This is a genomic window from Enterocloster sp. OA13, from assembly GCF_022440595.1.
Taxonomy (GTDB): Bacteria; Bacillota; Clostridia; order Lachnospirales; family Lachnospiraceae; genus Enterocloster; species Enterocloster hominis.
In genome coordinates, this window is sequence record NZ_JAKNTF010000001.1 from 3,856,077 (window position 1) to 3,878,986 (window position 22,910).

Below are 22,910 nucleotides of genomic sequence, written 5' to 3' on the forward strand. Positions count from 1 at the left end.
TCCTTATCGTCCTCGTTCCTGGCCCTGGCATGTCTGATGCCGGGCAGTCCACGCGGCTGCCACGGAGGCAATCATTTTCTCCATCATTTCACATGGATTGTCTGCCTTCATGATCCCGCTGGTGGAGCCGGTTGCATCCGCTCCTGCTTTTATGACCTCATATACATCCTTTTCATCACTGATTCCTGCGCCGTGCAGTATCATCATCCCAGGCGCCACCCTGTGCACCGCCTGGTTAATCCTGTCTATCTCCTCCATGTCCCCTGGTCCTCTTGCCCCTTTTCCAATCAGTCCGGGGGCTTCCGCCAGTATCATGTCCGGGCCAAGGGCCGCCACCGCCGCTGCCTCCTGGGGCGTTCCTGCGCACACCAGCGTTGCCAGCCCCACTTCCCCTGCCCTTACAACCGACCTGCGGATTCCGTCAAGGGTCAGGGGCCTTTCTGCATGGTTTAACAGGACGCCCGCCGCCCCTGCCTCCTTAAGGGCTTCCGGCAGCACGGCCCCTATCCCCCTGCCAGGATAAACCGGATCCATGTGCTGGGCAAATACCTTGATATGGCTGGTGGCTTCTGCGATGGGCCGGATGTCCGTGTACTGGGCTGAAAATATGATGTCCACCTGGTACTTCCTGCCGGCCCGGTCTGCCGCCATGGCAAGTTCCAAGGCCTTCTTTCCATATATGTATGTCTTGGGTCCTATTTCAAAAAACGGTTTCCTGATTGTAAATCCTTCCATATTGTAAATCCTTCCCTAAGGGCGTGTTTGAAAATTCATTCCCGCCATCTGCACGCCCCACTTTGCGGGTACTTCTTATCCAATCAGTTTCCTGAGGTAATCAGCCGTTTCAGGCAATGTTAGCGCCGGATTCCCGCAGGTGCTGCATTCCAGGTTCACAAACCCCTTGTACCCTATCTCCTTAAGCGCATCAAAGCATGCCTTCCAGTCTGTCATCCCGTGTCCCGGAAGCAGGCGGTTGCTGTCGCCCAGGTGGACATGTTTTATGTATTCCCCTGCATAGAGGATACTTTCCCTGTAATCGGACTCCTCGATGGACATATGGAAGAAATCCGCCAGGACACCTGCCTCCTTTAAGCCAAGGGACTCAACCATGTCCCTGCAGTCCCTGATGCTGTTTAAGTAGGGACTTTCGTAGCGGTTGATTCCTTCTAAAAGCATTTTTCCTTCCGTGCCTTTTAATGGTTCCGCCAGTTCCCGGTACATCTCACAGAACTCCTGTTCCTCCTCCTTCCCCATCTTCGCATACGGATGGAAAAGCGGAAGAGGTGACTGCGGTCCGTATTCGAATTCAAGTTCAGTCACAGCGCCGATTTCACCGCTGATCCTGGCAGCCAGCTTGTACATTTCCCTGCTCCTCTTCCTTATGTCAGGATTCCTGTCCATCAGATGCCCATATATCCCATCCCCAAAAGCGAACTCACAAGGAACGACTCCCGTGCGTTCCTGTAAGGATAAAAGCTCCTGGTACAGTTCCTGGTTCCAATCTTCATAGTCCACAAAAACAGCAATGCCTTCATATCCCCATCGGCTCAGGTTCCTGGCCTTTTCCGTAAGGTCCTTTCCCGGAACCATGGTGCTGGTACACGATAATCTCATGAATTTCCCTCCTCATTTACAACGTTGTAATTATTAGTTAAAAAATTTTGGCTCATTGAGCCTCCGTTTAAATATTTCAAACGTTGTAATTATCATATAATCGTGTGTCGGATTTGTCAATAGATTTTTATTTTTTCTTAGTTTTTTGTTTATTATGCTTTGTTTTTTGTCTTTTTTTCGTGCAAATAGCAGAAGTATCCTTGATTATAATGATTTTACAACTGGTTTTTTTCCAGAAATTTTAAATATTCTATAAAACGACTATTGACAACGTTGTAATAAAAGTGTAAGCTGAAACCAATGAAATCATGTTACCATAACCATGTTACATAAATAACAAAGGAAAGGGGTGAATTTATGTATTGCAGCAGATTTGCCTGCACAATACATTCATCTTATGGCCGATACAGCTTCTAATAAACCTGTTACAATTAAATCCATTGCCAAGGAACTGGGAATCTCCTTCTCCACTGTCTCCAAGGCACTTAACAACAATCCCCTGGTCAAGGAAGAAACCCGCAGGCTGGTCCTGGACACAGCCAAGGAGATGGGATATACCCCCAATTCCCTGGCCAAGGGACTCCGGAGCAATTCCACCAAAACCATTGCCGTTATTTTCAATGATATCGAGAACCCGGCCCTGACTTATATTTTCCGCAATATCTCCATTGAAATGGCCAATCACGGATATACCACCATGATATTTGATTCCCAGTTCAGTGAGAAGCAGGAGCTTGCCAATATTTTAACAGTCTTATCGCGGCAGCCGGACTTTGTCATACTGGAGCCAACCACCACCAACCCAGAGAACCTGAACCTGCTCTCAGGCATTACCCAGAAGCTTATCCTCCAGGGTGCCCGCTATGAGTCCGTAAACTGCCATCATGTGCATGTGGACTATGCCCAGGGAGGCTATATGGCTGCCTGCGAGATGCTCTCCAAAGGTCATCGGGACTGCCTGGTCATCACCACTCCCCTGACCATACCCATCAGCAGCCAATTTGTCATTGGAATCAGGCGGGCCTTTGAGGAATATGGGGTTCCCTTCCATGATGATATGATAAAGGATACCTGTAACTCCTCCATCATGGGCGGATTCCAGATCATGAACGAACTGTGGGACCATGAATCCGGCCGTTTCAGCGTGCCGTTCACAGGTGTCCTGACTTTTGATGATACACTGGCCCACGGGGTCTATAAGGCAGCGTCCCAGTTCGGCCTGCGGGTGCCTGAGGACATCAGCGTCATTGGATTCGATGATAATCCTCTGTCAGCATTTTCCATGCCTCCCCTCACCACCATCCATCTTCCCAGGGAAAAGATGGCGGAAAGCTGCATCAGCATATTGAATGCTGTCCTGCTGGAAAATAGGACCGATACCTGCGTGTTCTCCTTGGAACCGTACCTGGTCCAACGCAGCTCTGTATATAATCTTTATAAGAAAAAATAAAGCGGGGCCTGGGCAACGGCCATCATCATGTTACAGGAGGGTTAGGTTTATGAACATTATTTCCATTGATTTAGGCACCACCAACATTAAAGTCTCGGTCTATGACCAAAAGCTTCACCCAATTGCCACTCTTTCAGAAACCGTGCAGTATGACAGGGATGGGGATTTTGTGGAATTTGACTGCGATAGGTATTTTCGTTCCATCGAAGAAATGATACAGAAGGCGGCTGGCGCCGGGAAGGACGCCAATGTCGGGGATGTGGTTCAGATTGTACTGACAGGTCAGGCCGAATCCCTGATTCTCCTGGGGCAGGACAGGCAGCCCATCCATCCGGCCATCTCATGGATGGATATGCGGTCCGGCGGGGAGTGCGCCCTGCTGTCTGAGCATTTTCCAGCTGACCTGTGCTATCATACCACCGGACAGCCGGAACTGATTCCCACCTGGCCCATAACCAAGATGCTGTGGATGCGGGAACACAGACCTGACGTATTCAGGAAAACGGCCCATTACCTTCTTTTAAAGGATTATATCATATTCCGGCTTTGCGGGCGTATGGCCGGTGATTACTCCATTTACAGCTTTTCACATTATTTTGATATTATCCGAAAATGTTACTGGGCGGATATCCTCAGTTTCTGCGGGGTCAGCCTGTCACAGCTTCCGGAGCTGCTGCCGCCCTGCAGCATTGCGGGAACGCTGCTTCCTGAACTGGCCCATGGCAATGCAGGCCTTACTCCTGACACAAAGATTAACGTGGGGACGCTGGACCATTTTGCCGGAATGATTGGAACCGGCAATATCCAGGAAGGACTGGTCAGCGAGTCAGCAGGCACCGTGCTTTCCATTGCAGCCATGGTCCGCGGCCCCCTCTTTGACGACAGCCGTCTGCCCCTGAACTGCGGTCCCTTTCCCGGGACCTACGTACTGCTGCCTGTCTGTGAAAGCGGCGGGTTCAGCCTGGAATGGTATCGGAACACATTCCTGAAGGACGTATCATTTTCCCAGATAAACCAGATAATTGAGTCCCGGCCTGACAGGGTTCCCCCGGTATTCCTGCCGTATCTTACCGGCGTCAATTCACCTGATTTTAACGAAAATGCTTCCGGCGTCTTCTTTGGGCTCCGCGCATCCCATGACCAGTATGACCTTGCCCTGGCAATCATGGAAGGGGTTGCCTGTCTTTTAAAAAAGAACCTGGATTACATGGCAAAATCCGGAATCCCTATCAGCAAAATCATATCCACTGGCGGAGGCGCCAAATCCTCCCTCTGGACCCAGATTAAGTCCGACATCACAGGGCAGGTAATCGAGGTTCCGGAAAATGAAGAAGCCCCCTGTCTGGGAGCTGCCATCATCGGCGCTGTTTCGGAAGGCTTCTTTCCTTCTTATGAAGATGCGGTAAGGGAATGCATTTCCATTAAAAAGAGATATGAGCCTTCCTGCCATGAAAAATACAAGAAAACATATGAAGTGTTTGAAAACGTGTATGATGCACTGGCCGGGGCTTACCGGATGGATGCGGTCAGGCGGGAGTCGGGCAAAAAACATTGAGGAACCCCAGCCTTTTACAGCCCCATCCCTCAAAAAACCGCATCCAATCATATCCGTATGCGGCTAATATGGGTGGATAAGAAATGCCGGATATGGGTGGTCGTAATGATATCCCAGCTTTTCTGCCAGCGCAACGGATTCCAGGTTGTGCGCATCCCAGCTTGGATAAATATTTCTCTCAAGGCATTCCAGGATTAATCCGGCTCCACATGCATATGCCAGGCCCATGCGCCGATATTCCTCCCGGGTATCGATTTCTATCTCAATCCCCTCCCTATAGGTTGCATAGGAGGATGCGCCGGAAACCGGCTGGTCGTCCTTTAATGCCACGACCCCCAGCCCAAGCCTTTCATACATTCCATAATCCGGGTATTGGGAAACCAGGTCCCGGCTCCAGGCGTTTAATCTGCACTGGTCATATAAATCCTCATCCATCATCCTGATGGTAAAACCAGGCGGAAGGGAGGAAACAGCCCGCCGGAGCCTTGACTTATCAAATACATCCGGCTCCTTTTTGATTGCATGGCGGGTTATCCTTTCAGCCCTGGTTCCGTAACACGATTCAATCAGACCGGACCAGCTGTCATTTTGAGGTACCATTATGACTTCATCATGGCAGCAGTCCGGCCTGTACAGAACCAATTCGCGGTTTGGGATTCCTGCCAAAAAGCAGAAATCCCCCAGAGCAGCCATTGCAGACACGGGATATTCCCCATTGTCCGCATAGATTTCCCCCATTATCCCCTGGAGGCAGGACCAGATTATGGTTTCATCCCAATGGACAAAAAGCGGATTGGCTTTTTGCGGGATGTCCAGTCTGATAACCATGACACGGCTTCACTCCTTCCTTTCACAGGCCCATTTCCTGCATTGCCCCAACCTGGGCGCCGGGTCAAATCCCTCTTCCACTCCCATGGTTGACAGCATTTCACAGGGAAACCCATCACATTCCCCGCAATGGTTCAACCCCTTGGATTCACAGCATGATTTGACGCCGCAGACGCCTCCCCAGAAAGGGGCATCCATATTGATGCATCCCCTGCAGTTAACAACCTGTTTCCTTTCGCATGAATCACAGCATACCCCGCATCTTGACTGAAACATTATCCATTCCTCTTTTCTCTTTGTATTTTTGCTTGGAAATTTCTATTTGTGTATGTTTTTCCTTACATAATAAGAGATGACATTTTTAAGCAAAAGTCCCGGGCGGTCCGGATTTTATTTTAAAATCATGAGTAGGACGGATCATACAGCAATGCAGCTATCTTCTCAAACCATTCCTGTGAGGGTCTCTGCTCCGGCAGATTACGATAATAGTAAAGCATTTTCCTGCCTGTCTCAGGGTTGTGGACATATCCCTTTTCCTGATAATCCAGATACGCTTTCTTTTGCCTGAGTTTTTCCTGGAACGTATTCCTATCCTTCATGAATTCAATCCAGGCCGTGCATTGGCAGGGATTGTGGATATCCATGAAGCTGCAGTGGTCATTGAAAAATGATTCCAGGTTCATCCTGGCACGGTACAGCAGTCCCTTGACTGCCTTGGGTGTCAAATCAAGGATTTGGGCTGTCTCATTGATGGAGATGCCAAACATATCAATCAATGAGAATACCATCCTCTGGTTCAATGTCAGTTTCCGCGTCATTGCAAGGAAACAGCCGTCCCGCAGCTTGGTAACTTCCTCCGCCACCTGGACTTCATCAATGGGCAGCGGCCTGGGGTCCACCAGGAATTCCCCATCATGTTCCAGCTCATCCATACTCTCTGCGTACCCCATGGTCCCACGCTTTTCTTTTCTTATCATCATACGGAATTCGTTGATGCAGATGGTGCGGAGCCATGATTTTATGGCATCCTCATTCTTTACCGCAGAAATGTTGGCCCAGGCCTTGATGAAGGTTTCCTGGGCTAAATCCTCTGCTCTGTCCGGGTTGGCTGAGAGTTTGAGGGAAAGGTTGTAGATATAGGAGGCGTATTGGGTGATGATTGATTCGATGGTTAGGGAGGTATTGTTGTCCATTTATGGTTCCTTTTCATTTTGTTGGGGAGTTTTTTGTTTTTTGGGGAGGTATAAAGGAGGGACTGTGGTTGTTCTTTTCTACAATATATAACTTATTCTGAATTATTCATGGAACTATAATCTTCACGAAATAATTCAATTTGTTTGATTTGAACCGACGAAAATCTGATTTAGCAGGAAAATTCTTTGAAAAAAGGGTATAAAATCCCTCTAAATCTAAAAATGCAGCATTTTCGTTTTCAAGGTTCAAGGATTTTTGTTATTCCAGCTGTGGCTGTAGCCTGCTTATGTTTTCTAATGTTTCGTAGAATTCATTTTTATAAGAACAACTGCTGCATAGCTTGAATATGATATATCTTGCTGAATGAACGACTTTTGCTGCTGCCTTCAGCAATTTCAATCGTATGGTATCTACCAATTGCTTACGCATTGTCTCGGGTAATACCAAACGTTTAAACCAGTTAAAAATGTTGTATGCCAGAGCGTGTACCTGCACGCGGTTTGCATTTACGATTTTTGATGAACTGCTAACAGCTGTAAAATCAAATCCATTTTTACTTTCTTTTATGAAGTTCTCCATGGTGCCGCGCTTGCAGTAAAACTTTATTACCTGTTCCGGCGATGAGTCCATGTTGGTTACGATAAACGTATACAGGTGTACGGACTGCCCTGTTGGCTTTTTGACTTTACAGACAATGCGCCGTGGGTATTCCCAGGAGCCAGCCTGATACAGGAACTCACCATAGGAAACTGCGTAAGAGACAAGATTGTTTTTTGTGATTTCTGTCAGGTGCTCATCCATATCAGCAGCCATTCTCCGAAGAGGGTTACTCTCTTTTAAGCGTATGGCATAAGAGACACCATTTGTCTCGCACTGCTTATAAAACTCTGGTTTTGTAAATCCGCTGTCTCCACGTAAGAGCAACGGAAGACTGGAATAATCATTCTGAACCCCATCCAACAGTGGCTGTAAAAAATCCACTACACCGGTGGAAGAATAATCCGTGCCATCACGAAGCTGGATTTTCAACAGGTCACCGGTTATTCCATCATAACAGACAAGTGGATGATAACCATGGCTCTGATAGTGGAAGTTAAAGCCTTCGCCTTCCTGGTGGCCATAGGTATCAAGAAAGGTGGAGTCCAGATCCAACAGGATGAATCCTGGTTTTTTAATCGAATATACAATCTTACGAAATCGACGCATAAGGTCATAAAACTGGTTCAGCGTAGATTCATCCATGCGATTGAAGAATCTGGATAAAGCGTTTGACAGTTTCTTTTGTTACAACTTTATATTTGGTATTACAGTCCGGACAGTATCAGTCCGTGCCTGCCAGCTTGTACTCGATCACTTCCGTGGTCTCAAAAGCGGAAAGGTCTTCTCCCTTTTTGCCGGACCGTTTCTTCCTTTTATAGGAGGAGGGATGGATTTCCTCCATTTCCGACTCCTGCACGTTTAAGTCTGCTTCCTGTTCGGCTTCATTGAAGAGGTTTAACTGGGTATAACCATCCGCATATTTTTCGCTGGATGCGCCAAACTGTTTCCGCTGCGCAAGGGTCAGACGGTCAGAAAGCATCGCGTTCAGGAATTCCAGTTCCTTTGTTTTTTCCTCAAGGACCTGGGTCTTGGTTTCCTGTTTCTGATAATGCGCCTGCATGGTTTTCATCAAGGAGATGATATCCTCCCTGCTCATCCTGTTCAGTTGTTCCTCTGTGAAAAGTGGATCCATAACGCAACCTCAACATTCTCTAATCTCTAACTGAAAGTATACCATAGAAATGATTCCATTCCCATAGGAAACTGCGTTCGGGAGCTGAGGAAAATCCGTGCATAAGAAAAGAATTTTCGGTTTTTGCGAATTGACAGAATCCGGGATTATATAACAATCTTCGGGTGACGCCGTTCAAAAGCGCCGTTGGGTTTCAAGGATAATGATTATTCCGGGCCGCACCGTAATATTCAGATAACCCGTCACACAGCCAATGGATTTCTTTTAACGTGACTTTCTGTAGTTCATCCGGTGTGTCCGGCCAATGAAAAGAATCACGGTCCAGGCGTTTCATCAGAATCCAAAATCCTGACCCGTCCCACTGGAGGATTTTGATTAATGTGCGCCTGCGATTGCATGTATATTCCGGGCAAACGCGCTCATGAATGAATTGGAGCGCGCAAGGGTGAAAGCAGGGTATCTTGAATATGTCAACCAGCTGGCCGGACTCGACCTGCTGATTATAGACGACTTTGGTCTTATGGAGATGGATCTCGACAAATGCCGAGGCCTGTTTGAGGTGATTGACAGCCGGGAGTCACGAAAGTCAACCATGTTTGTATCCCAGCTTCCCGTAAAGGCATGGTATGGGCTATTTGCTGACAGCACCTATGCGGATGCCTGTCTTGACCGTATGGTACACAAGGCGTACCGCCTGGAGCTTAGCGGCCGGAACATGAGGAATCCGAATTCGTAAAAACCGGCTTACACTTACTATCGACAGGACGGTGGCGTTTCACGCAAATCGGTACGAAACGCCACGCAGTTCCTGCGTGACGGCTACGCCGTTAAACCAAAATATGCATTATCCATGTCATCTTCCCTTATATCGTTAAGAATACTGGTGATTATTCCGGGGCTCTTTGAGCCAACTGTCCGGACTTTGAGAGCCACTGTTCCGGAGAATGGGAGTCGCAAATTCCGGTAATTCAGAGCCACTTTGGGCTCTATTACATCTAGTGTAATGACTAGTTGTTATTAGTAGTTTAGTTATGTGAAGTATCCTTTTTATGAAAGCACAATTTTAGGATAAAGAGACTTCAAATTGATTCTTGCATCTGCCGTTGTAAACTGCCAGTCTACTGTACCTTTTACTTTATTCCGTGTACTTTCCCAGGCGATTAGTTCTGAATACAAGGTATTGATATCTGGTATCCGGCGTTTTAAACACTGGCGTGTCATGACATTGAGTTCTATTTCTGCTATATTTAGCCAGCTCCCATGCTTTGGGGTATAGCGGATATCCAGCCGTTTCGCCAGTTCCCTGGCTTTTTCTGGCGGGAATGCCTTATAAAGTGACGCACATGTGTGAGTGTTTAAATTGTCCATAACCAGTATGACTTTTTCCTGGTTCGGATAAATGACAGTTAGTAAATATTCAATTTCCCCTGCCCAATCAACCATGGTACGGGTCTTTCTTACACTGGCGTGGCGATAATTTGCCAGCGGCTGTGCAAAGACAAAGATACTGCACGTCCCTTTCCGTTTGTATTCGGCATCTTCTTTCCGGATACTGCCGGGCTTAACGGGGAGAGGTTTCAAAACCTGATTCAACAGCTGGTACGGCTTTTCATCCATGCACACAACAGGGATTTCCTCATTGTAAGGAAGTTTATAAGTATCCAGGATTTCTTCCATACAGGCTACGAACTCTGCGTTTTGCTTTGGGGGGATGCACCAGTATTCGTTTTTGTGAGGCTGCAGTTCATTTTTTTTAATGCAGAGCGCACGGTTTCTACGGCAACAGGCTCAATGATTTTAAGTTCGACGGCTTTATCCCGCAAGAGCTGCAGGGACCAGGAGGAATGGCCTTGAGGAGCTGCACTACAGGCCAGTTGGACCAGGCGGGCCTGCTGATCCCCCTGTATTTTGCAGACGTTGTTTTGTCTGGGGTTGCGGTGAATCGTAGTACATTCATCAAACCCCAGGTCCACAAAACGTTTTACCGTACAATGTACGGTTGAAATAGAAACATCCAGACTTTCAGCAATCTGGCGGTGGGTAAGATTTTTACCAGAATCTTTGTGTAGGGCAAGAAGGATCAGAGCGCGCTTCTTTATCGTAAGTGTTGTTTCATTCATGGAAAGTAATGCTTTCAAAAAAGAAATCTGCTCATCATTAAGGACCACCTCATATTTTTGGTTACGTTTATTATTTGAACCTGTTCTTGCTATGTGTAATAACCGCCTTTTTCTTTAATGTTATCACACTAAAGTATATTTGACAACTAGATACTACACTAGGGCCTGTTTGAAAATTAAAAGTTGCACAAAACATATGTTTTACTGCCCTTTTTCATGTTAAAATAAAAGAAAAAGGGGTGTTCGTTATGTTGAAGCGATATGAACTGACTGACCAGGAATGGAATCAAATTACTCCTTTATTACCTCCTGAAAAATCGAACCGGCCTGGCCGTCCTTCTAAGGATAACCGCACGATGCTCAATGCTATGGTATGGATTGCACGCAGTGGCGCTCCCTGGCGGGATCTCCCGGAGCGTTACGGCCCTTGGGAGACGGTCTATAGCCGATTCCGTAAATGGATTGAGGATGGCTTTCTGGACAATATTTTCCATGTACTCAGTCTTGAGGCCGAATTAGAGGAGCTTAGTATGGACGCCTCCATTGTAAAAGCCCATCAGCATAGTGCCGGAGCTAAAAAAGGGGGCCAGCAAATCTGATTGGCCATAGCCGGGGCGGGGCCAGCACAAAAATCCATGCAATCGTAGATGCTTATGGATACCCAGTCTATCTACGGTTGAGCGAGGGGCAGAGGAACGATATCAATATGGCAATCCCACTGTTGGAACAAATCAGCCTGAATGGTAGCCAGGTCCTGGCTGATAGAGGATATGACAGTAATCAGCTGATTGATTATAATTATGACCACGGTGGGGAACCTACCATACCCTCCAGAAAAGGTGCCCGGTTCGAGCGTCACTGTGACTGGTGGCTTTATAAGGAAAGACATTTAGTAGAATGTTTTTTCCTAAAACTGAAGGCCTACCGAAGAATCGCGACACGTTATGATAAACTGGCCAGTACCTATCTGGGGTTCATATGCATTGCTTCAATCTTAATTTGGTTAAAATGACTAAGGATATATAATTTTCAAACAGGCTCTAGGGCAGAAGCAAAACCACATGGCATTACTAGAGGTGCCAGATACTATGCAGGTAAAAAATCATGACAAATCAAAGTACACTTGATAAACTTATTGAAATGCGTCTTACTTCCATGGCAGATGCATTCCGTACCCAGATGGATGACAGCAGCATGAAGGAAGTTCCGTTTGAGGACCGTTTCGGTATGCTGGTCGATGTTGAATACAGCAGTCGCAAGAATAACCGGCTGAAAAGGCTGATTCGTTCAGCAGAACTGGAACAGCCCGATGCAAGTATAGCAGCGATTGACTACCAGTCCGGCCGCAAACTGAATAAAACACTGATTGGCAGACTGGCAACCTGTGAATACATCACCGAATGCCGTAACATCTTTATTACCGGAGCAACCGGAAGCGGTAAAACCTACATGGCCTGTGCCTTTGGTATGGAAGCCTGCAGGCATTTCTATTCGGTAAAATATGTACGCCTTCCGGATTTATTACTGGACTTACAGGCTGCCAGAGATAATGGCACATTTGCTGCCACTCTGAAAAAATACACCAAGCCAGTACTGCTGATTACCGATGAATGGCTGCTGCTGAAACTCACAGAAGCTGAAGCTAGGAACCTGTTTGAACTGATTCATAAGAGACGGAAAAAATCCTCTACGATTTTTTGCTCTCAGTTCCGTGAAAGTGAGTGGTATCAGCAGATCTGTGGTGGTGAAAGCACCCTTGCAGACGCCATCATGGATTGTATATCCTACGATTCATACAAAATTGATATTGAAAGCATTGATCCGACCAAAGATCTCTCGATGAGGGAAGTATACGGTCTGGATCCGGCACAATCTAAGTAACAAAACAGGTGGCTCCGTTAGTCCGGACAGGTGGCTCTCGCCACACTGGACTGGCGGCTCCGCCGCACCGTAATATTCAACTGGATAGTAATTTGTCCGTCCGCATATGAGTCTATTATCTCACATATGATGATTTTGAAAAGGTACTTACTATTTGGCGTTTACAGAGAAACTATCGGAGCACATACGAAAACAAAAAAAGCAGGACTCAACGGGCCGCGCATAACTATGGCCCCATAATTGTCAAGGTACTGGCTATTGAGCATTTACGTGCCAACCTTTTGCACTTTCTGATAAGACGCCTAACTCTTCTTTTATTTCATACCTAATATCTGCCATTTTTATCCCCTTCTATATTTTTTTAATTTTAGCCACTAACTCTTTTATATCTATTCGACTGTTAAGCACCTGTTTTCCCAAAAAGATTTTCTCTTTATCACAGGTCATGAAGCATGACTTTACCCAATTATTTTCTTTCGGTAAGTCAATATAGTAAAGCTGTTCCTTTGAAATGTTGTACAATAATACACTGTATGGTAATTTATTGCCATCAAGATACTCGAAAATATCACGTTCCATTATGAAACTTCCATCCTTACATTCCAGATACAACAAGTGTTTTCTTCCACCTACCTTATATATTCTAAAGCCATCATCCTCATCTATAATTTTACAATCAATCTCTGACATAATTTTATCAATTTCCATAAAATCATCCTTCCTTGTATGAACTAAGTGTGCTATTTATCAATTCATTCTCATCATCTGTAATATGTAAATATTCACGTATATAATTATTAAAGTTTTCTTGCGACATTCTTTCAAAAATATGTTCTGTGTCTTCAATTAAAACAATTGGTAATTCCTTCAGAAATGCATTTTTATATATTGAGTATCCATTTGCCTTGGGAACCGAAATTTTTTTATAGACATATGTTACCACATCAGAATTTAAATACAGTAACAAATATGGATAAAATTGTTTATATTCCTGTCTCAGCTCAGCACCACATGCACTATCTGTATAAAAACATTTTTCAACAAGTACAAAATCATTAAACATATTTATTTCTGCAAAAACAAATTTTTTGTTATAAAAATGTTCTTTTTTTCTTGAATTCCACAATTCAAACCATTGTTTAGAACTCTTATTAAAATAATCTCTCTGTGACAATTCATCTTTCTTTTCTAATAGATAGTCATACAGATTAGGTGATGTCTGTTTAAAGGTTTCTTCTGAGACTGCCACTGTTTTTCCATTCTCTATAACATATGGATAAAATACATATGTCCCTGTGTCAATCAGCTTTCCATTTCGAATATCTTTTCCTTTATATGCCGGTTCCAAATATAACAGTTCAAGTGAATTGTCCGATATAGTTTCTTGCGAAATCAAATAAATATTATTAAATCCAGTAACAATACCCTGCGAAATGGAGAGTGTTACATCTCCAAATTTTTTTGTCGAATATTGTAAAAGCTTATTTAATACTGAATTATCCTCTGCCTTTTCAATATTCCAATTTGGTTCCTCTAAATCACTTTGTTCAATATAATATGCCGAACTATCAGACAAATTTTCTTCCAATATCTTTATTTTTGCGTTTTCACCCATCCCCTTCTGGGCTCCAAAAATACAAGTGTATGTTAATGCAGTATTAAATATTTGATAATCCGAAAAATCTGCAATATATTTTATACTTGTGTTCTTTAACAGCAAGTCTCTAGTATTCTTACCATAGTTTCTTTTATAAAAGTATGATGGACAAATAAATGATACCAATCCCCCTTGCGTAAGCAAGCGAATTCCCTTTTCAATAAAAAGTACATAAAAATCATATTTTCCATTCGCTGTATAATAATGGTCTTTATAGTATTCCTTATCCGGTACATTATGAAAACCTATGTATGGTGGATTTCCAATAACTACATCAAACCCACCGTTATCTCGGAATACTTTTGGGAAATATAATTGCCATAACACAAACGGTCTTGATGGTTCTAATAAGCTTTCATAATACTCTTCAATTAAAACAGGATTTCCCTGTATCTGCTCCATGACTATATCATTATATATTTTTTGGATATTTTCTTTAATCTCTTCTTTGTCACTATGCTCTTTGGTAAAAAATAGCTTATCCTGCAATTCAATAAGTTTACTAATCAACCCATCTACTCCACTTTGAAATACAGAAAGCTGACTATTTTCTGATACATTATTCAAAAGCACACTTTCTGTAATAAGTTTATTTCCCTTAAATTCATCAATTAAACTATTTCCACATATGATGTTACAATCCAAATTTGGTAACTGTCTTGGTTTGGTATGTACGTCAAATTCTCCGTTGCCAGCTTCATCAGCGATTTCATCATCAATAACTATCGACAACCATAACCGAAGTTTCGCAATATCAATTGCACTTGGTTCGATATCACATGCAAAGATACAATTTTTAATTGTAGTAACTTTCAGGTCATATGGTTTTCTCTCATAAGCATAAAAACTCTTTTTCTGGAATCCATTCATCTCAATTGCAAGATATTCTGTAAGAACTTCACGTGTCTTTACTATCTCGTTTAACATTCCCAGCGGAAATGCACCAGAGCCAACAGCCAAATCTGCAACCCTAACACACGAGAGCAAATCATCCAGTTCCTTCAAACGGTTTACCTTCTTCTTAAAACTGAATATCTCCTCAGATATCAGCATATCTTTATTCTTGTCTATTTCATAATGCATCTTACCATTATCATCTGTTATTTTTAATGTCTTTATTGTATCCTCATCACGCATGTATTCGCCATATAGAATCAAATCACGCACTGCCTGTTCCGAAATACCTGTTTTATTTACCAAATAATTGATAAGTGCTTCTTGACACATATAATGCACGATTTCACGAGGAGTATAAAATGCCCCTTTTGATTTTCTGTCTTTTACATCCAGCAGATTCTCAAACACTTTTCCAAGCATCTCTGGATCGATAGCTACTTCTCGCTCCATTGGTTCATCTTCATTCATTGTAAAATTATATCTGTCAAAAATATCCAAAATGCCATCTGCGTCCCTCGAGCCCTTTTCATCTTTATTAGAAAAAATATGATTCGGGATATTGAAATTATTATTTTCCCACTCGTAATTATCAAGCTGTTCAAATAATCCACCATTCAGAAATGGAATACGACGATGTAATGGCGGAAAAAATCCATTTTCGCCACGATTTTTATTAAGCCCAGTATAGAATAATGGTTCAAGATAATCATCAAAAAAATTCTTTCCAGCAGATTTACATCCTTCAAAAATCTTTCGCATAAAGTCTTTTGGTCCTGTTCCCCATGGTTTCCCCTTTACAATTCCTGCCAAAAATTCTTCATCCTCATCGGATAATTGTTTCAATTTATCAAATATGATTTTATATGTACCATCTGTCTGAACCGCATATACACGGCTTACAATATTCCTTGATTTTTCTCCCCTTGCCCAATATGCCTTATTATATTCCTTTTCTGTCATAGTTACAGGAATTGCATCCACTCCAAGCCAACCTTTTTTCTGAATAAAATAGAGAAATACAATCTGTCCCAATAATTTCTTTGCAAACTGTTCACTGGTAAAATTTCTGATTTGAGCCTCTTGCATAAATTCTTCGTTAGATTCCAGATATTCTCTAAGCTCATGGAATTTCTCGCAATAAAGCTGAAAAAATTCATTTGTGACCTTCTCTACGCTAAATGCTTCTTCAATGTCATCCAGTCCAGAATTATTTTTATCATCATTAAATATAGGAAACAATCTCTGTTTCGCAGTATTACATGGCTCGCCCTTACCTACAAGATATGAATATCTTCTGGCAGGTGTCAGTTTCTCCGTCACCTCCCCTTTCGAGAATTCATAATCCAGACGAATAAAAGAAAGTCTCCATTTTTCTGATTCTTCTAGCATAAAGAAGGCAACCAAAGCACCCGCACAATTACCATTTTCAATCAGCGGTTTTATAAAGTTCCTCTGCATAGTCCTTGCACGTTCAACTGAATCGCCCTTTTTTAGTGCAACTGAAAATACAGCAATCTTTTCTCCATCATCACCCTGATAATTACCAATATGATAGTATCCATCAACATAATACGAAAAATTGTTAAATACCTTCTTATACTGTGTCGGTGCTACCAACGTAACATCATTTAAAAACTCTCTGACAAAGTCAATGAACAAATCGTGTTTATACGGATTTGTTAAAACTGATTCAAAAATATCTGATTTTCTACTCATTAATTTCTACCCCTTTCATGTAGCAGGATAAGATTACCTGTTTTTCCTCTCCATCCACACGACTTGCCATCTGTTTTCTTCCAGCAAAATATTTGTCATCGACCTGAGATACAATTTTATAGTAAGCTTCTACACCATCTTCGATATTTTTAATACTCTTTACTATATTTTTTGTATCATTCGTCGGCATATCTCCGTTTTCCCAGATTTTTATCATGCGTTTAATATTTTCTTCCTGTTCATCTGTAAATGTTTTGATATTTAACAAACCACGCAAATATCGAATCATTTTCTGGTCATTCGCTGCAACAGCAGGTCTTGAAGTCGTAATGACTTCTTCTTTTGTAAAAGATTCATCAAAAGCCTGATTATTATAATCAAAGTGTTCAAAGTATTTATTTCCTACACTGATTCTTGGTTCATCTGATTCACATTTTAAGTACGATACCGCATCTATAAATGATATCTGCTTTGTATCATAGGATTCAGTCCTATAGAAAGTCTTTAGATATCCCTTCTTTATAAATGTCATAGTTGCCTCATCTCGTACTTTTTCTGACATTCTTCCTGTTTTGGCTTTTCGTGGCAATCTTTTTATTTTATCAAACAAATCGATATCATTATCACGAATATGTCTTATAATGGCCAAGTAAGCTAATTCTGGGTTAGCGCTTTCCTCATCTCCATTTAAATCAGCATTCAAATCTTGGAATAACTTCTGCGAACTAACCTGCTCCTCATCTGACAGGTACTTAAAATCCTCTCCTAACGTATCATGGAAAGCCTGTAACTTTTCAATAATGCGGTCTTTTAATTGCAAATGCTTGCTGCTCTGAGCCGTTGGAAAGAAATTGAATACATATATTTCATCAAATTCTGTACCTACACGATTAATACGCCCAACACGCTGCATGATTCTGGTGGGATTCCATGGAAGGTCATAATTTATCAGGGCATTTGCTCTATGCAAGTTAATACCTTCAGCAAGAACGTCTGTTGTTACAAGCACATCATACTTGTCATTATCCTTTTCTCTCATCTTAGGATTAAAGCTGTCCTCAATCGCAGCCTTCAAAACCATACTACTTGCACCCGTATATGCAATTACTCTATCACCAAACAATGATTCAAGCTCTCTTTCCAGATATTCAGCAGTTTCCTTTGATTCAGTAAAGATAATCTTTTTATTACCTTTAAGTTTTTTATTTTTTTTCAAATCTTCTTTAAACTGATTCAATTTAGGATCCTTGGTAATCGTTTCCCACATCTGGCTAAGATATTTCAGCTTTGTTAAGTCCCATTTTAAATTTTTAATAAACTGGTCTTGAAATTCTTCCGACTTAAAATGCATAATAGTCTCATCCTCAACCAGCTTCATCAGCTTATTATCATCACCGCTATCTAAAAGGTCGTAAACATCCACCTTTTTACTGATATATACCTCCCCTTCATCATACATGGCAATGAATTTTTCGTAAGATGACTGAAATCTTCCCAGTGTATTCTTAAATGCGAAGAAACTACTCTCTAAACGCTTAACCAATATGGATTTCATGAACCCTCCCATATTGTGCTGCGAGGTTAATATAGATGCAAATTTCTTAGTGTCTTTAAGATAAGTTAATGGCTTGTATCTAGAATACTTAAAATTTTTTATTACATCAATCGTCTCACTGAACATCATATTTGTATCATCATCAAATTCATATGCAATCGGTATAGGATTTCCTAATTTAGGAAATGTTAATCCTTGCTTTGCAAGGTCATCCACATAATACTGCAGGATTTCACCACGTGTTCTACGAATCATAACATGACGAAGAATTTTATCTCTGATTTCCTCTGAATTTGCTCTAAGTTGATTTACATATTGTTGTGAACCCTTTGAAAATTTGTTTTCTTTTCTATGTAGTTCTTTAAAAAACGCTTCAAGGTCACGCAATCCAATAATTGTACTGTCATGTTTTGGCTGGAATAAATACAACTGATTCTCTATATCACTGGAATAGTTATTGATAGGTGTTGCTGATATCAATACTACTTTTTTCCCATAACAGATTTTATGCAAGTTACTGAAACTCTCTGTTCCTTGATTTCTAAATCTATGAGCCTCATCAATAAAAATATACTTGTACTTATCTACACCTTTATCCAATATACTCTCCAATTTACCAAGAGATTGTACCTCTGCAGCAACATCAAACTCCTGCAATATTTCCTTCCAGTAGTCAACTAGAACAGGAGGACATATGATGAGTTTTCTTCCTTTTGGAAGGCTTTTAGCTAGCATTGCACAAATATATGTTTTACCAAGACCTACGACATCGGATACAAATACTCCATTGTAAGATTCCAATATCTTTCGTGCCTGAACAACAGCATCTAACTGATACTGTAAACGCATATATCCATCTGGCAGTAAATCATCCCCTAGCAATTCCTTATCTGCATTGATTTCTTCTTTGAAGAATTCATATAATGTCTTTAGATATATTTCATATGGTGTAATGTCATTGCTCAACCATGTTTTTTTCTCTACAGTATCAATATACTGTTCTGTAATAGGTACTGATTTTTCCCATAATTCTTCAAATTTTCCAAGGGCAAACTGTACATCACGACTATCCTTCAACTCTACATTAAATTCCAGATTGTTCTGTAATCCAGCTTCCGAAAAATTGCTTGAGCCTGTAATAACACTTCCGTATGTATCAGGTGTTTTCTCCATATTCTTACGCATAATATATACTTTTGCATGGATAGGTGCCTCTACATATATACGCATCTCTAGTTTTCCACTCTTCAACCACTCCACGAAGATTCTTACCCCTTGTTCAATCGCTGATGTAGTATCTGATTTTTCAAATTCACTTACTATATCTTCATCAAAAGCTTCTTTTGCCTCTTTCGCTGTCATTTTCGCAAAAGCAACTTCATTATTTGCTTTATCAATAATCTTAACCGTATATTTATCAACATTCAGACCTACTAATATTCTGATTTTCTCTACATCTGCCATCGCTTCACACATTTTGAAGAATCCGCTGGTTCTAAAATACCCGACTAGAATATCAAAAAACTGCGTATTGCTTTGTAATATTTTACTGAATCTACCATATAAATCTCTATCAGGTTCATTTGTAAAAAATGTCAAATCGTTATGCACTGTATTCTCTCCTTTGCAGGTATTCTCGGTATTGTATATCTAACTCATCTCTTTTTGAGACGACCATCTTCGGGCTTCATAGCATCTGCCAGAATCAACCACATCTTGCCTTTTTTAATTACTCCATCAATACGACCTTCCGTACATAAAACTCCTATTCTTCTAGAAGAAACATTCCATTTTACTGCTATTTCTGTGGTAGCTAAATATTCCATTGCATAGCCCTCCTAATATTTTATATTATATTCTACTATCGGAACAATAACAACTGGAACCTCTATGGTTTTTAATGGTTTCTACAGTTTTATCTTTTTATTTGATTATCAAGAATGTCACATATATGTATATTGCAGCAAGGTTTATGCCCCCTCCCCCCTGCTGCTTTTGCTACTACAAGAAAAGCATTTTTCTTTCCACAATCCCCCTCACACACGCCTGTATATTATTCATTCTTCCAACCCACTCCATAGCATTTTCAACCTTTAACTGCTCTGTCACACCTTGCCTGTCGGCATATTCCTTTACCAGCCGAGAAAACATATCCTCCCGCCTGCTCGTCAATATCAGCAAGATAGCTGTTCAGTCTACCACTTGTAAGCAGCGTGGTGTAAATTGCCCTTTTCTGCTCTTGCAGATAGCGTTTGTGACGCTGCCCCCAAACACTAATAACTTTGTTTTCTTTTTCGGCTGGTAGTGTAAGGCAGGGGATAAGATAATCCCCTTCAGACTGTCGACAAAGCCCGAGGCTCACGCCTCGGATTTTTCTTTAAAAGAGCTATAAAGCCTCCTGTTATCGGGATTTTATAGCTCTTTTCTGATATAATGGAAGTATCAAAGGAAGGTGGGATATTTCTATGATGACTCATAATAAGGACAAGAAAAGAGGACAGATCCAGATGTTCTGTATGGATGACCTGGTTCCCCAGGATTATCTTCTACGGATTATTGATAAAGCGATTGACTGGAACTTCATCTATGGCCTTGTAGTGGACAGGTACAGCCCTGATAACGGCCGCTCCAGCATGAATCCTGTCATGTTGATAAAACTTCCATTCATACAGTACCTGTATGGCATCATAAGCATGCGTCAGACCGTAAAGGAAATTGAAGTGAACGTAGCTTATCGATGGTTCCTTGGCCTTGAAATGATGGATAAGGTCCCTCATTTCTCAACGTTCGGAAAAAACTACACCCGCCCGTTTTAAGGATACCGACCTCTTTGAGCAGATATTTTCCCATATATTGCAGGAATGCTATAAATTCAAACTGATAGACCCAAGTGAGGTCTTTGTGGATTCTACCCATGTTAAAAGCCAGGGCAAACAATAAAAAGATGCAGAAACGCATTGCCCAGGAGGAGGCTTTGTTCTTTGAGAATCTGCTGAAGAAGGAAATCAATGAAGACCGTGAAGCACATGGTAAACGCCCGCTTTAAAAAAAGGATGATGACAATGACCCGCCATCCGGCGGAAAGGGAGAAAAAACAATTAAAGCAAGTACTTCTGACTCTGAAAGTGGATGGTTCCGCAAAGGGGAACATAAGAGTGTATCTGCCTATGCAGTACAGACCGCATGTGATAGGAATGGCTGGATTCTTGGGTATAGCGTTCATCCAGGAAACCATCATGACAGCAGGACCTTTAAGTCCCTGTATGACAGGATAAAGGGGATTGGGGTAAAGACACTGATAGCCGATGCAGGATATAAAACCCCCAGTATAGCAAAGCTTCTGATTGATGATGGGAGCAAGCCGCTCCTGCCCTACAGGCGTCCCATGACAAAAGAAGGGTTCTTCAAGAAGTATGGATACGTTTATGATGAGTATTACGATTGCTATATCTGTCCAAACAATCAGGTACTGTCCTACCGTACAACCAACCGTGATGGATATCGGGAATATAAGAGTTGTGGAAGTGTCTGCGTAAGCTGTCCATACCTTACACAATGTACCCAAAGCAGGGACCATGTAAAGGTTGTTGCACGCCACATATGGGAGCCATACATGGAAATATGTGAGGAAATCCGTCATACACTTGGGATGAAAGATTTATATCCGCTAAGAAAAGAAACCATTGAACGAGTATTCGCAAGTGCAAAGGAGAATCATGGATTCCGGTATACACAGATGTTTGGAACAGCCCGAATGGAAATGAAAACCGGGCTTACATTTGCCTGCATGAATCTAAAAAAACTGGCGAAGTTAAAGGCAAAATGGGGACTCCTGGAAGAAGGGAATCCACTCAAAATTTGAGTTTGTGAAAGTTTTTCTGTAATTAAAGATGTATAAGGTCTTTTATGATAAAATAAAAATTATAGGAGGCCTTTTTATTATGGCAAGAGAAAAGAAATCTGTACACAAAGTGTAAATGACCGATGGAAAGCGAAACATCATCCGGCAGCTTCTTGAGGAGTATGAGATTGAATCTGCCCAGGACATTCGGGATGCGCTCAAAAATCTACTGGACGGTACCATCAAAGAGATGATGGAATCCGGGATGGACGAGCACCTTGGCTATCGCAAGTCAGAACGTTCCGGTTGTGATGACTATCGCAATGGCTATAAAACCAAACAGGTGAATAGCAGCTATGGAAGCATGAAAGTCGAAGTCCCACAGGACCGTAACCCCACCTTTGAGCCACAGGTGGCAAAGAAACGCCAGAAAGATATTTCTGATATCGATCAGAAGATCATATCTATGTACGCCAAAGGGATGACAACACGGCAGATTTCGGAAACACTGGAGGATATCTACTGCTTCGAGGCCTCCGAAGGCTTCATTTCGGATGTGACGGATAAGCTTCTGCCCCAGATTGAAGACTGGCAGAACCGCCCCCTTTCCGATGTCTATCCGGTGCTTTATATTGGTGTTAGTATATAAGTATGGACACGAAAAGTTGAACAGCCTATAATAGCAATTGAAAGAGTTAAGGAGATATTCAACATGGTGAAGAATCAAAAACACTACACTCCGGAATCCAAACAGCAAATCGTGAATCTGTACAATGCCGGAGGAACCTCGTTTCCACAACCAGAATGTGAATATGACGTAAATCGGAGTACTCTCAGCGGCTGGGTAAAGCATCCCTCCCCATCAAAGTA

16 protein-coding genes and 7 pseudogenes are annotated in these 22,910 nt (G+C 42.2%); 7 read left to right on the forward strand and 16 right to left on the reverse strand.

What is annotated here, in order from left to right; translation table 11 throughout:
• Positions 1–3: 3 nt before the first annotated feature.
• The 3 genes and pseudogenes from MCJ35_RS17090 to MCJ35_RS17095 form a co-directional block, all read right to left on the reverse strand.
• Entirely contained in the window at positions 4–735 is a 732-nt protein-coding gene (locus MCJ35_RS17090) for a triose-phosphate isomerase (RefSeq protein WP_025486262.1), read from the reverse strand.
• A 15-nt stretch (positions 736–750) separates the two neighbouring features.
• A pseudogene (locus MCJ35_RS32170) lies at positions 751–804 on the reverse strand (DUF6783 domain-containing protein); the annotation flags it as partial.
• 6 nt (positions 805–810) lie between these two features.
• Positions 811–1,614 (reverse strand): sugar phosphate isomerase/epimerase family protein, encoded by an 804-nt coding sequence (locus MCJ35_RS17095; RefSeq protein WP_025486261.1) that lies wholly within the window; start codon positions 1,612–1,614, stop codon positions 811–813.
• A 349-nt stretch (positions 1,615–1,963) separates the two neighbouring features.
• On the opposite strand from MCJ35_RS17095, the gene MCJ35_RS17100 reads away from it, so the two are divergent.
• Both MCJ35_RS17100 and MCJ35_RS17105 read left to right on the forward strand, forming a co-directional pair.
• Positions 1,964–3,064, forward strand: a complete 1,101-nt coding sequence (locus MCJ35_RS17100; RefSeq protein WP_155858483.1) for a LacI family DNA-binding transcriptional regulator — start codon at positions 1,964–1,966, stop codon at positions 3,062–3,064.
• A gap of 49 nt (positions 3,065–3,113) precedes the next feature.
• Positions 3,114–4,619 (forward strand): FGGY-family carbohydrate kinase, encoded by a 1,506-nt coding sequence (locus MCJ35_RS17105; RefSeq protein ID WP_025486259.1) that lies wholly within the window; start codon positions 3,114–3,116, stop codon positions 4,617–4,619.
• 63 nt (positions 4,620–4,682) lie between these two features.
• Here the strand turns inward: MCJ35_RS17105 and MCJ35_RS17110 are convergent, their stop codons facing one another.
• The 6 genes and pseudogenes from MCJ35_RS17110 to tnpB all read right to left on the reverse strand — a co-directional run bounded on the left by MCJ35_RS17110 (position 4,683) and on the right by tnpB (position 8,851).
• Positions 4,683–5,447 (reverse strand): GNAT family N-acetyltransferase, encoded by a 765-nt coding sequence (locus MCJ35_RS17110; protein WP_025486258.1) that lies wholly within the window; start codon positions 5,445–5,447, stop codon positions 4,683–4,685.
• 9 nt (positions 5,448–5,456) lie between these two features.
• Positions 5,457–5,723 (reverse strand): DUF3795 domain-containing protein, encoded by a 267-nt coding sequence (locus tag MCJ35_RS17115; protein ID WP_025486257.1) that lies wholly within the window; start codon positions 5,721–5,723, stop codon positions 5,457–5,459.
• A 125-nt stretch (positions 5,724–5,848) separates the two neighbouring features.
• Positions 5,849–6,640 carry an RNA polymerase sigma factor gene (locus MCJ35_RS17120; protein ID WP_025486256.1) on the reverse strand — a complete coding sequence of 264 codons (792 nt, stop codon included), beginning with the start codon at positions 6,638–6,640 and terminating at the stop codon, positions 5,849–5,851.
• A gap of 259 nt (positions 6,641–6,899) precedes the next feature.
• Positions 6,900–7,904, reverse strand: a pseudogene (locus tag MCJ35_RS17125) (IS1380 family transposase); the annotation flags it as partial.
• A gap of 61 nt (positions 7,905–7,965) precedes the next feature.
• Positions 7,966–8,373: pseudogene (locus MCJ35_RS17130) on the reverse strand (IS66 family transposase); the annotation flags it as partial.
• A 193-nt stretch (positions 8,374–8,566) separates the two neighbouring features.
• Positions 8,567–8,851 (reverse strand): IS66 family insertion sequence element accessory protein TnpB, encoded by a 285-nt coding sequence (tnpB, locus tag MCJ35_RS32175; protein ID WP_081739233.1) that lies wholly within the window; start codon positions 8,849–8,851, stop codon positions 8,567–8,569.
• On the opposite strand from tnpB, the gene MCJ35_RS17135 reads away from it, so the two are divergent.
• Positions 8,774–9,109 carry an ATP-binding protein gene (locus tag MCJ35_RS17135; protein ID WP_353656123.1) on the forward strand — a complete coding sequence of 112 codons (336 nt, stop codon included), beginning with the start codon at positions 8,774–8,776 and terminating at the stop codon, positions 9,107–9,109. The two genes, tnpB and MCJ35_RS17135, sit on opposite strands and share 78 nt — an antisense overlap.
• Positions 9,110–9,420: 311 nt before the next feature.
• Here MCJ35_RS17135 and MCJ35_RS17140 read toward each other — a convergent pair whose 3' ends face one another.
• Together MCJ35_RS17140 and MCJ35_RS17145 are read right to left on the reverse strand one after the other, a co-directional pair.
• Entirely contained in the window at positions 9,421–10,131 is a 711-nt protein-coding gene (locus MCJ35_RS17140) for an IS630 family transposase (RefSeq protein ID WP_155858482.1), read from the reverse strand.
• The gene (locus MCJ35_RS17145; protein WP_025486251.1) at positions 10,056–10,511 is read right to left on the reverse strand and encodes a helix-turn-helix domain-containing protein; all 456 of its coding nucleotides are present in this window, start codon (positions 10,509–10,511) and stop codon (positions 10,056–10,058) included. Before MCJ35_RS17145 ends, MCJ35_RS17140 begins: the two co-directional genes overlap by 76 nt.
• A gap of 230 nt (positions 10,512–10,741) precedes the next feature.
• Here MCJ35_RS17145 and MCJ35_RS17150 point away from each other — a divergent pair.
• Together MCJ35_RS17150 and MCJ35_RS17155 are read left to right on the forward strand one after the other, a co-directional pair.
• A pseudogene (locus tag MCJ35_RS17150) lies at positions 10,742–11,505 on the forward strand (IS5 family transposase).
• Between the two features lie 92 nt (positions 11,506–11,597).
• A complete protein-coding gene (locus MCJ35_RS17155; RefSeq protein WP_240299585.1) occupies positions 11,598–12,374 on the forward strand; it encodes an ATP-binding protein in 777 nt (258 codons plus the stop codon).
• Between the two features lie 351 nt (positions 12,375–12,725).
• Here the strand turns inward: MCJ35_RS17155 and MCJ35_RS17160 are convergent, their stop codons facing one another.
• The 5 genes and pseudogenes from MCJ35_RS17160 to MCJ35_RS17180 all read right to left on the reverse strand — a co-directional run bounded on the left by MCJ35_RS17160 (position 12,726) and on the right by MCJ35_RS17180 (position 20,570).
• Complete coding sequence (locus tag MCJ35_RS17160; protein WP_025486248.1) at positions 12,726–13,082, reverse strand: hypothetical protein; 357 nt, start codon at positions 13,080–13,082, stop codon at positions 12,726–12,728.
• A 4-nt stretch (positions 13,083–13,086) separates the two neighbouring features.
• A complete protein-coding gene (locus MCJ35_RS17165) occupies positions 13,087–16,644 on the reverse strand; it encodes an Eco57I restriction-modification methylase domain-containing protein (RefSeq protein ID WP_240299586.1) in 3,558 nt (1,185 codons plus the stop codon).
• Positions 16,637–19,810, reverse strand: a complete 3,174-nt coding sequence (locus tag MCJ35_RS17170) for a helicase-related protein (protein WP_025486245.1) — start codon at positions 19,808–19,810, stop codon at positions 16,637–16,639. The genes MCJ35_RS17165 and MCJ35_RS17170 overlap by 8 nt, the downstream gene beginning before the upstream one ends.
• Before the next feature lie 44 nt (positions 19,811–19,854).
• The gene (locus tag MCJ35_RS17175; protein WP_025486244.1) at positions 19,855–20,025 is read right to left on the reverse strand and encodes a hypothetical protein; all 171 of its coding nucleotides are present in this window, start codon (positions 20,023–20,025) and stop codon (positions 19,855–19,857) included.
• Between the two features lie 175 nt (positions 20,026–20,200).
• Positions 20,201–20,570 (reverse strand): annotated as a pseudogene (locus MCJ35_RS17180) (TnpV protein).
• An 88-nt stretch (positions 20,571–20,658) separates the two neighbouring features.
• Here MCJ35_RS17180 and MCJ35_RS17185 point away from each other — a divergent pair.
• Both MCJ35_RS17185 and MCJ35_RS17190 read left to right on the forward strand, forming a co-directional pair.
• Positions 20,659–22,061 (forward strand): annotated as a pseudogene (locus tag MCJ35_RS17185) (IS1182 family transposase).
• Between the two features lie 115 nt (positions 22,062–22,176).
• A pseudogene (locus MCJ35_RS17190) lies at positions 22,177–22,674 on the forward strand (transposase); the annotation flags it as partial.
• Positions 22,675–22,910 lie beyond the last annotated feature (236 nt).

Coding starts and splice junctions, on each gene's coding strand:
- MCJ35_RS17090 (WP_025486262.1), bottom strand. CDS start 735: ATGGAAGGATTTACAATCAGGAAACCGTTTTTTGAAATAGGACCCAAG.
- MCJ35_RS17095 (WP_025486261.1), bottom strand. CDS start 1,614: ATGAGATTATCGTGTACCAGCACCATGGTTCCGGGAAAGGACCTTACG.
- MCJ35_RS17105 (WP_025486259.1), top strand. CDS start 3,114: ATGAACATTATTTCCATTGATTTAGGCACCACCAACATTAAAGTCTCG.
- MCJ35_RS17110 (WP_025486258.1), bottom strand. CDS start 5,447: ATGGTTATCAGACTGGACATCCCGCAAAAAGCCAATCCGCTTTTTGTC.
- MCJ35_RS17115 (WP_025486257.1), bottom strand. CDS start 5,723: ATGTTTCAGTCAAGATGCGGGGTATGCTGTGATTCATGCGAAAGGAAA.
- MCJ35_RS17120 (WP_025486256.1), bottom strand. CDS start 6,640: ATGGACAACAATACCTCCCTAACCATCGAATCAATCATCACCCAATAC.
- MCJ35_RS17155 (WP_240299585.1), top strand. CDS start 11,598: ATGACAAATCAAAGTACACTTGATAAACTTATTGAAATGCGTCTTACT.
- MCJ35_RS17160 (WP_025486248.1), bottom strand. CDS start 13,082: ATGGAAATTGATAAAATTATGTCAGAGATTGATTGTAAAATTATAGAT.
- MCJ35_RS17165 (WP_240299586.1), bottom strand. CDS start 16,644: ATGAGTAGAAAATCAGATATTTTTGAATCAGTTTTAACAAATCCGTAT.
- MCJ35_RS17175 (WP_025486244.1), bottom strand. CDS start 20,025: ATGGAATATTTAGCTACCACAGAAATAGCAGTAAAATGGAATGTTTCT.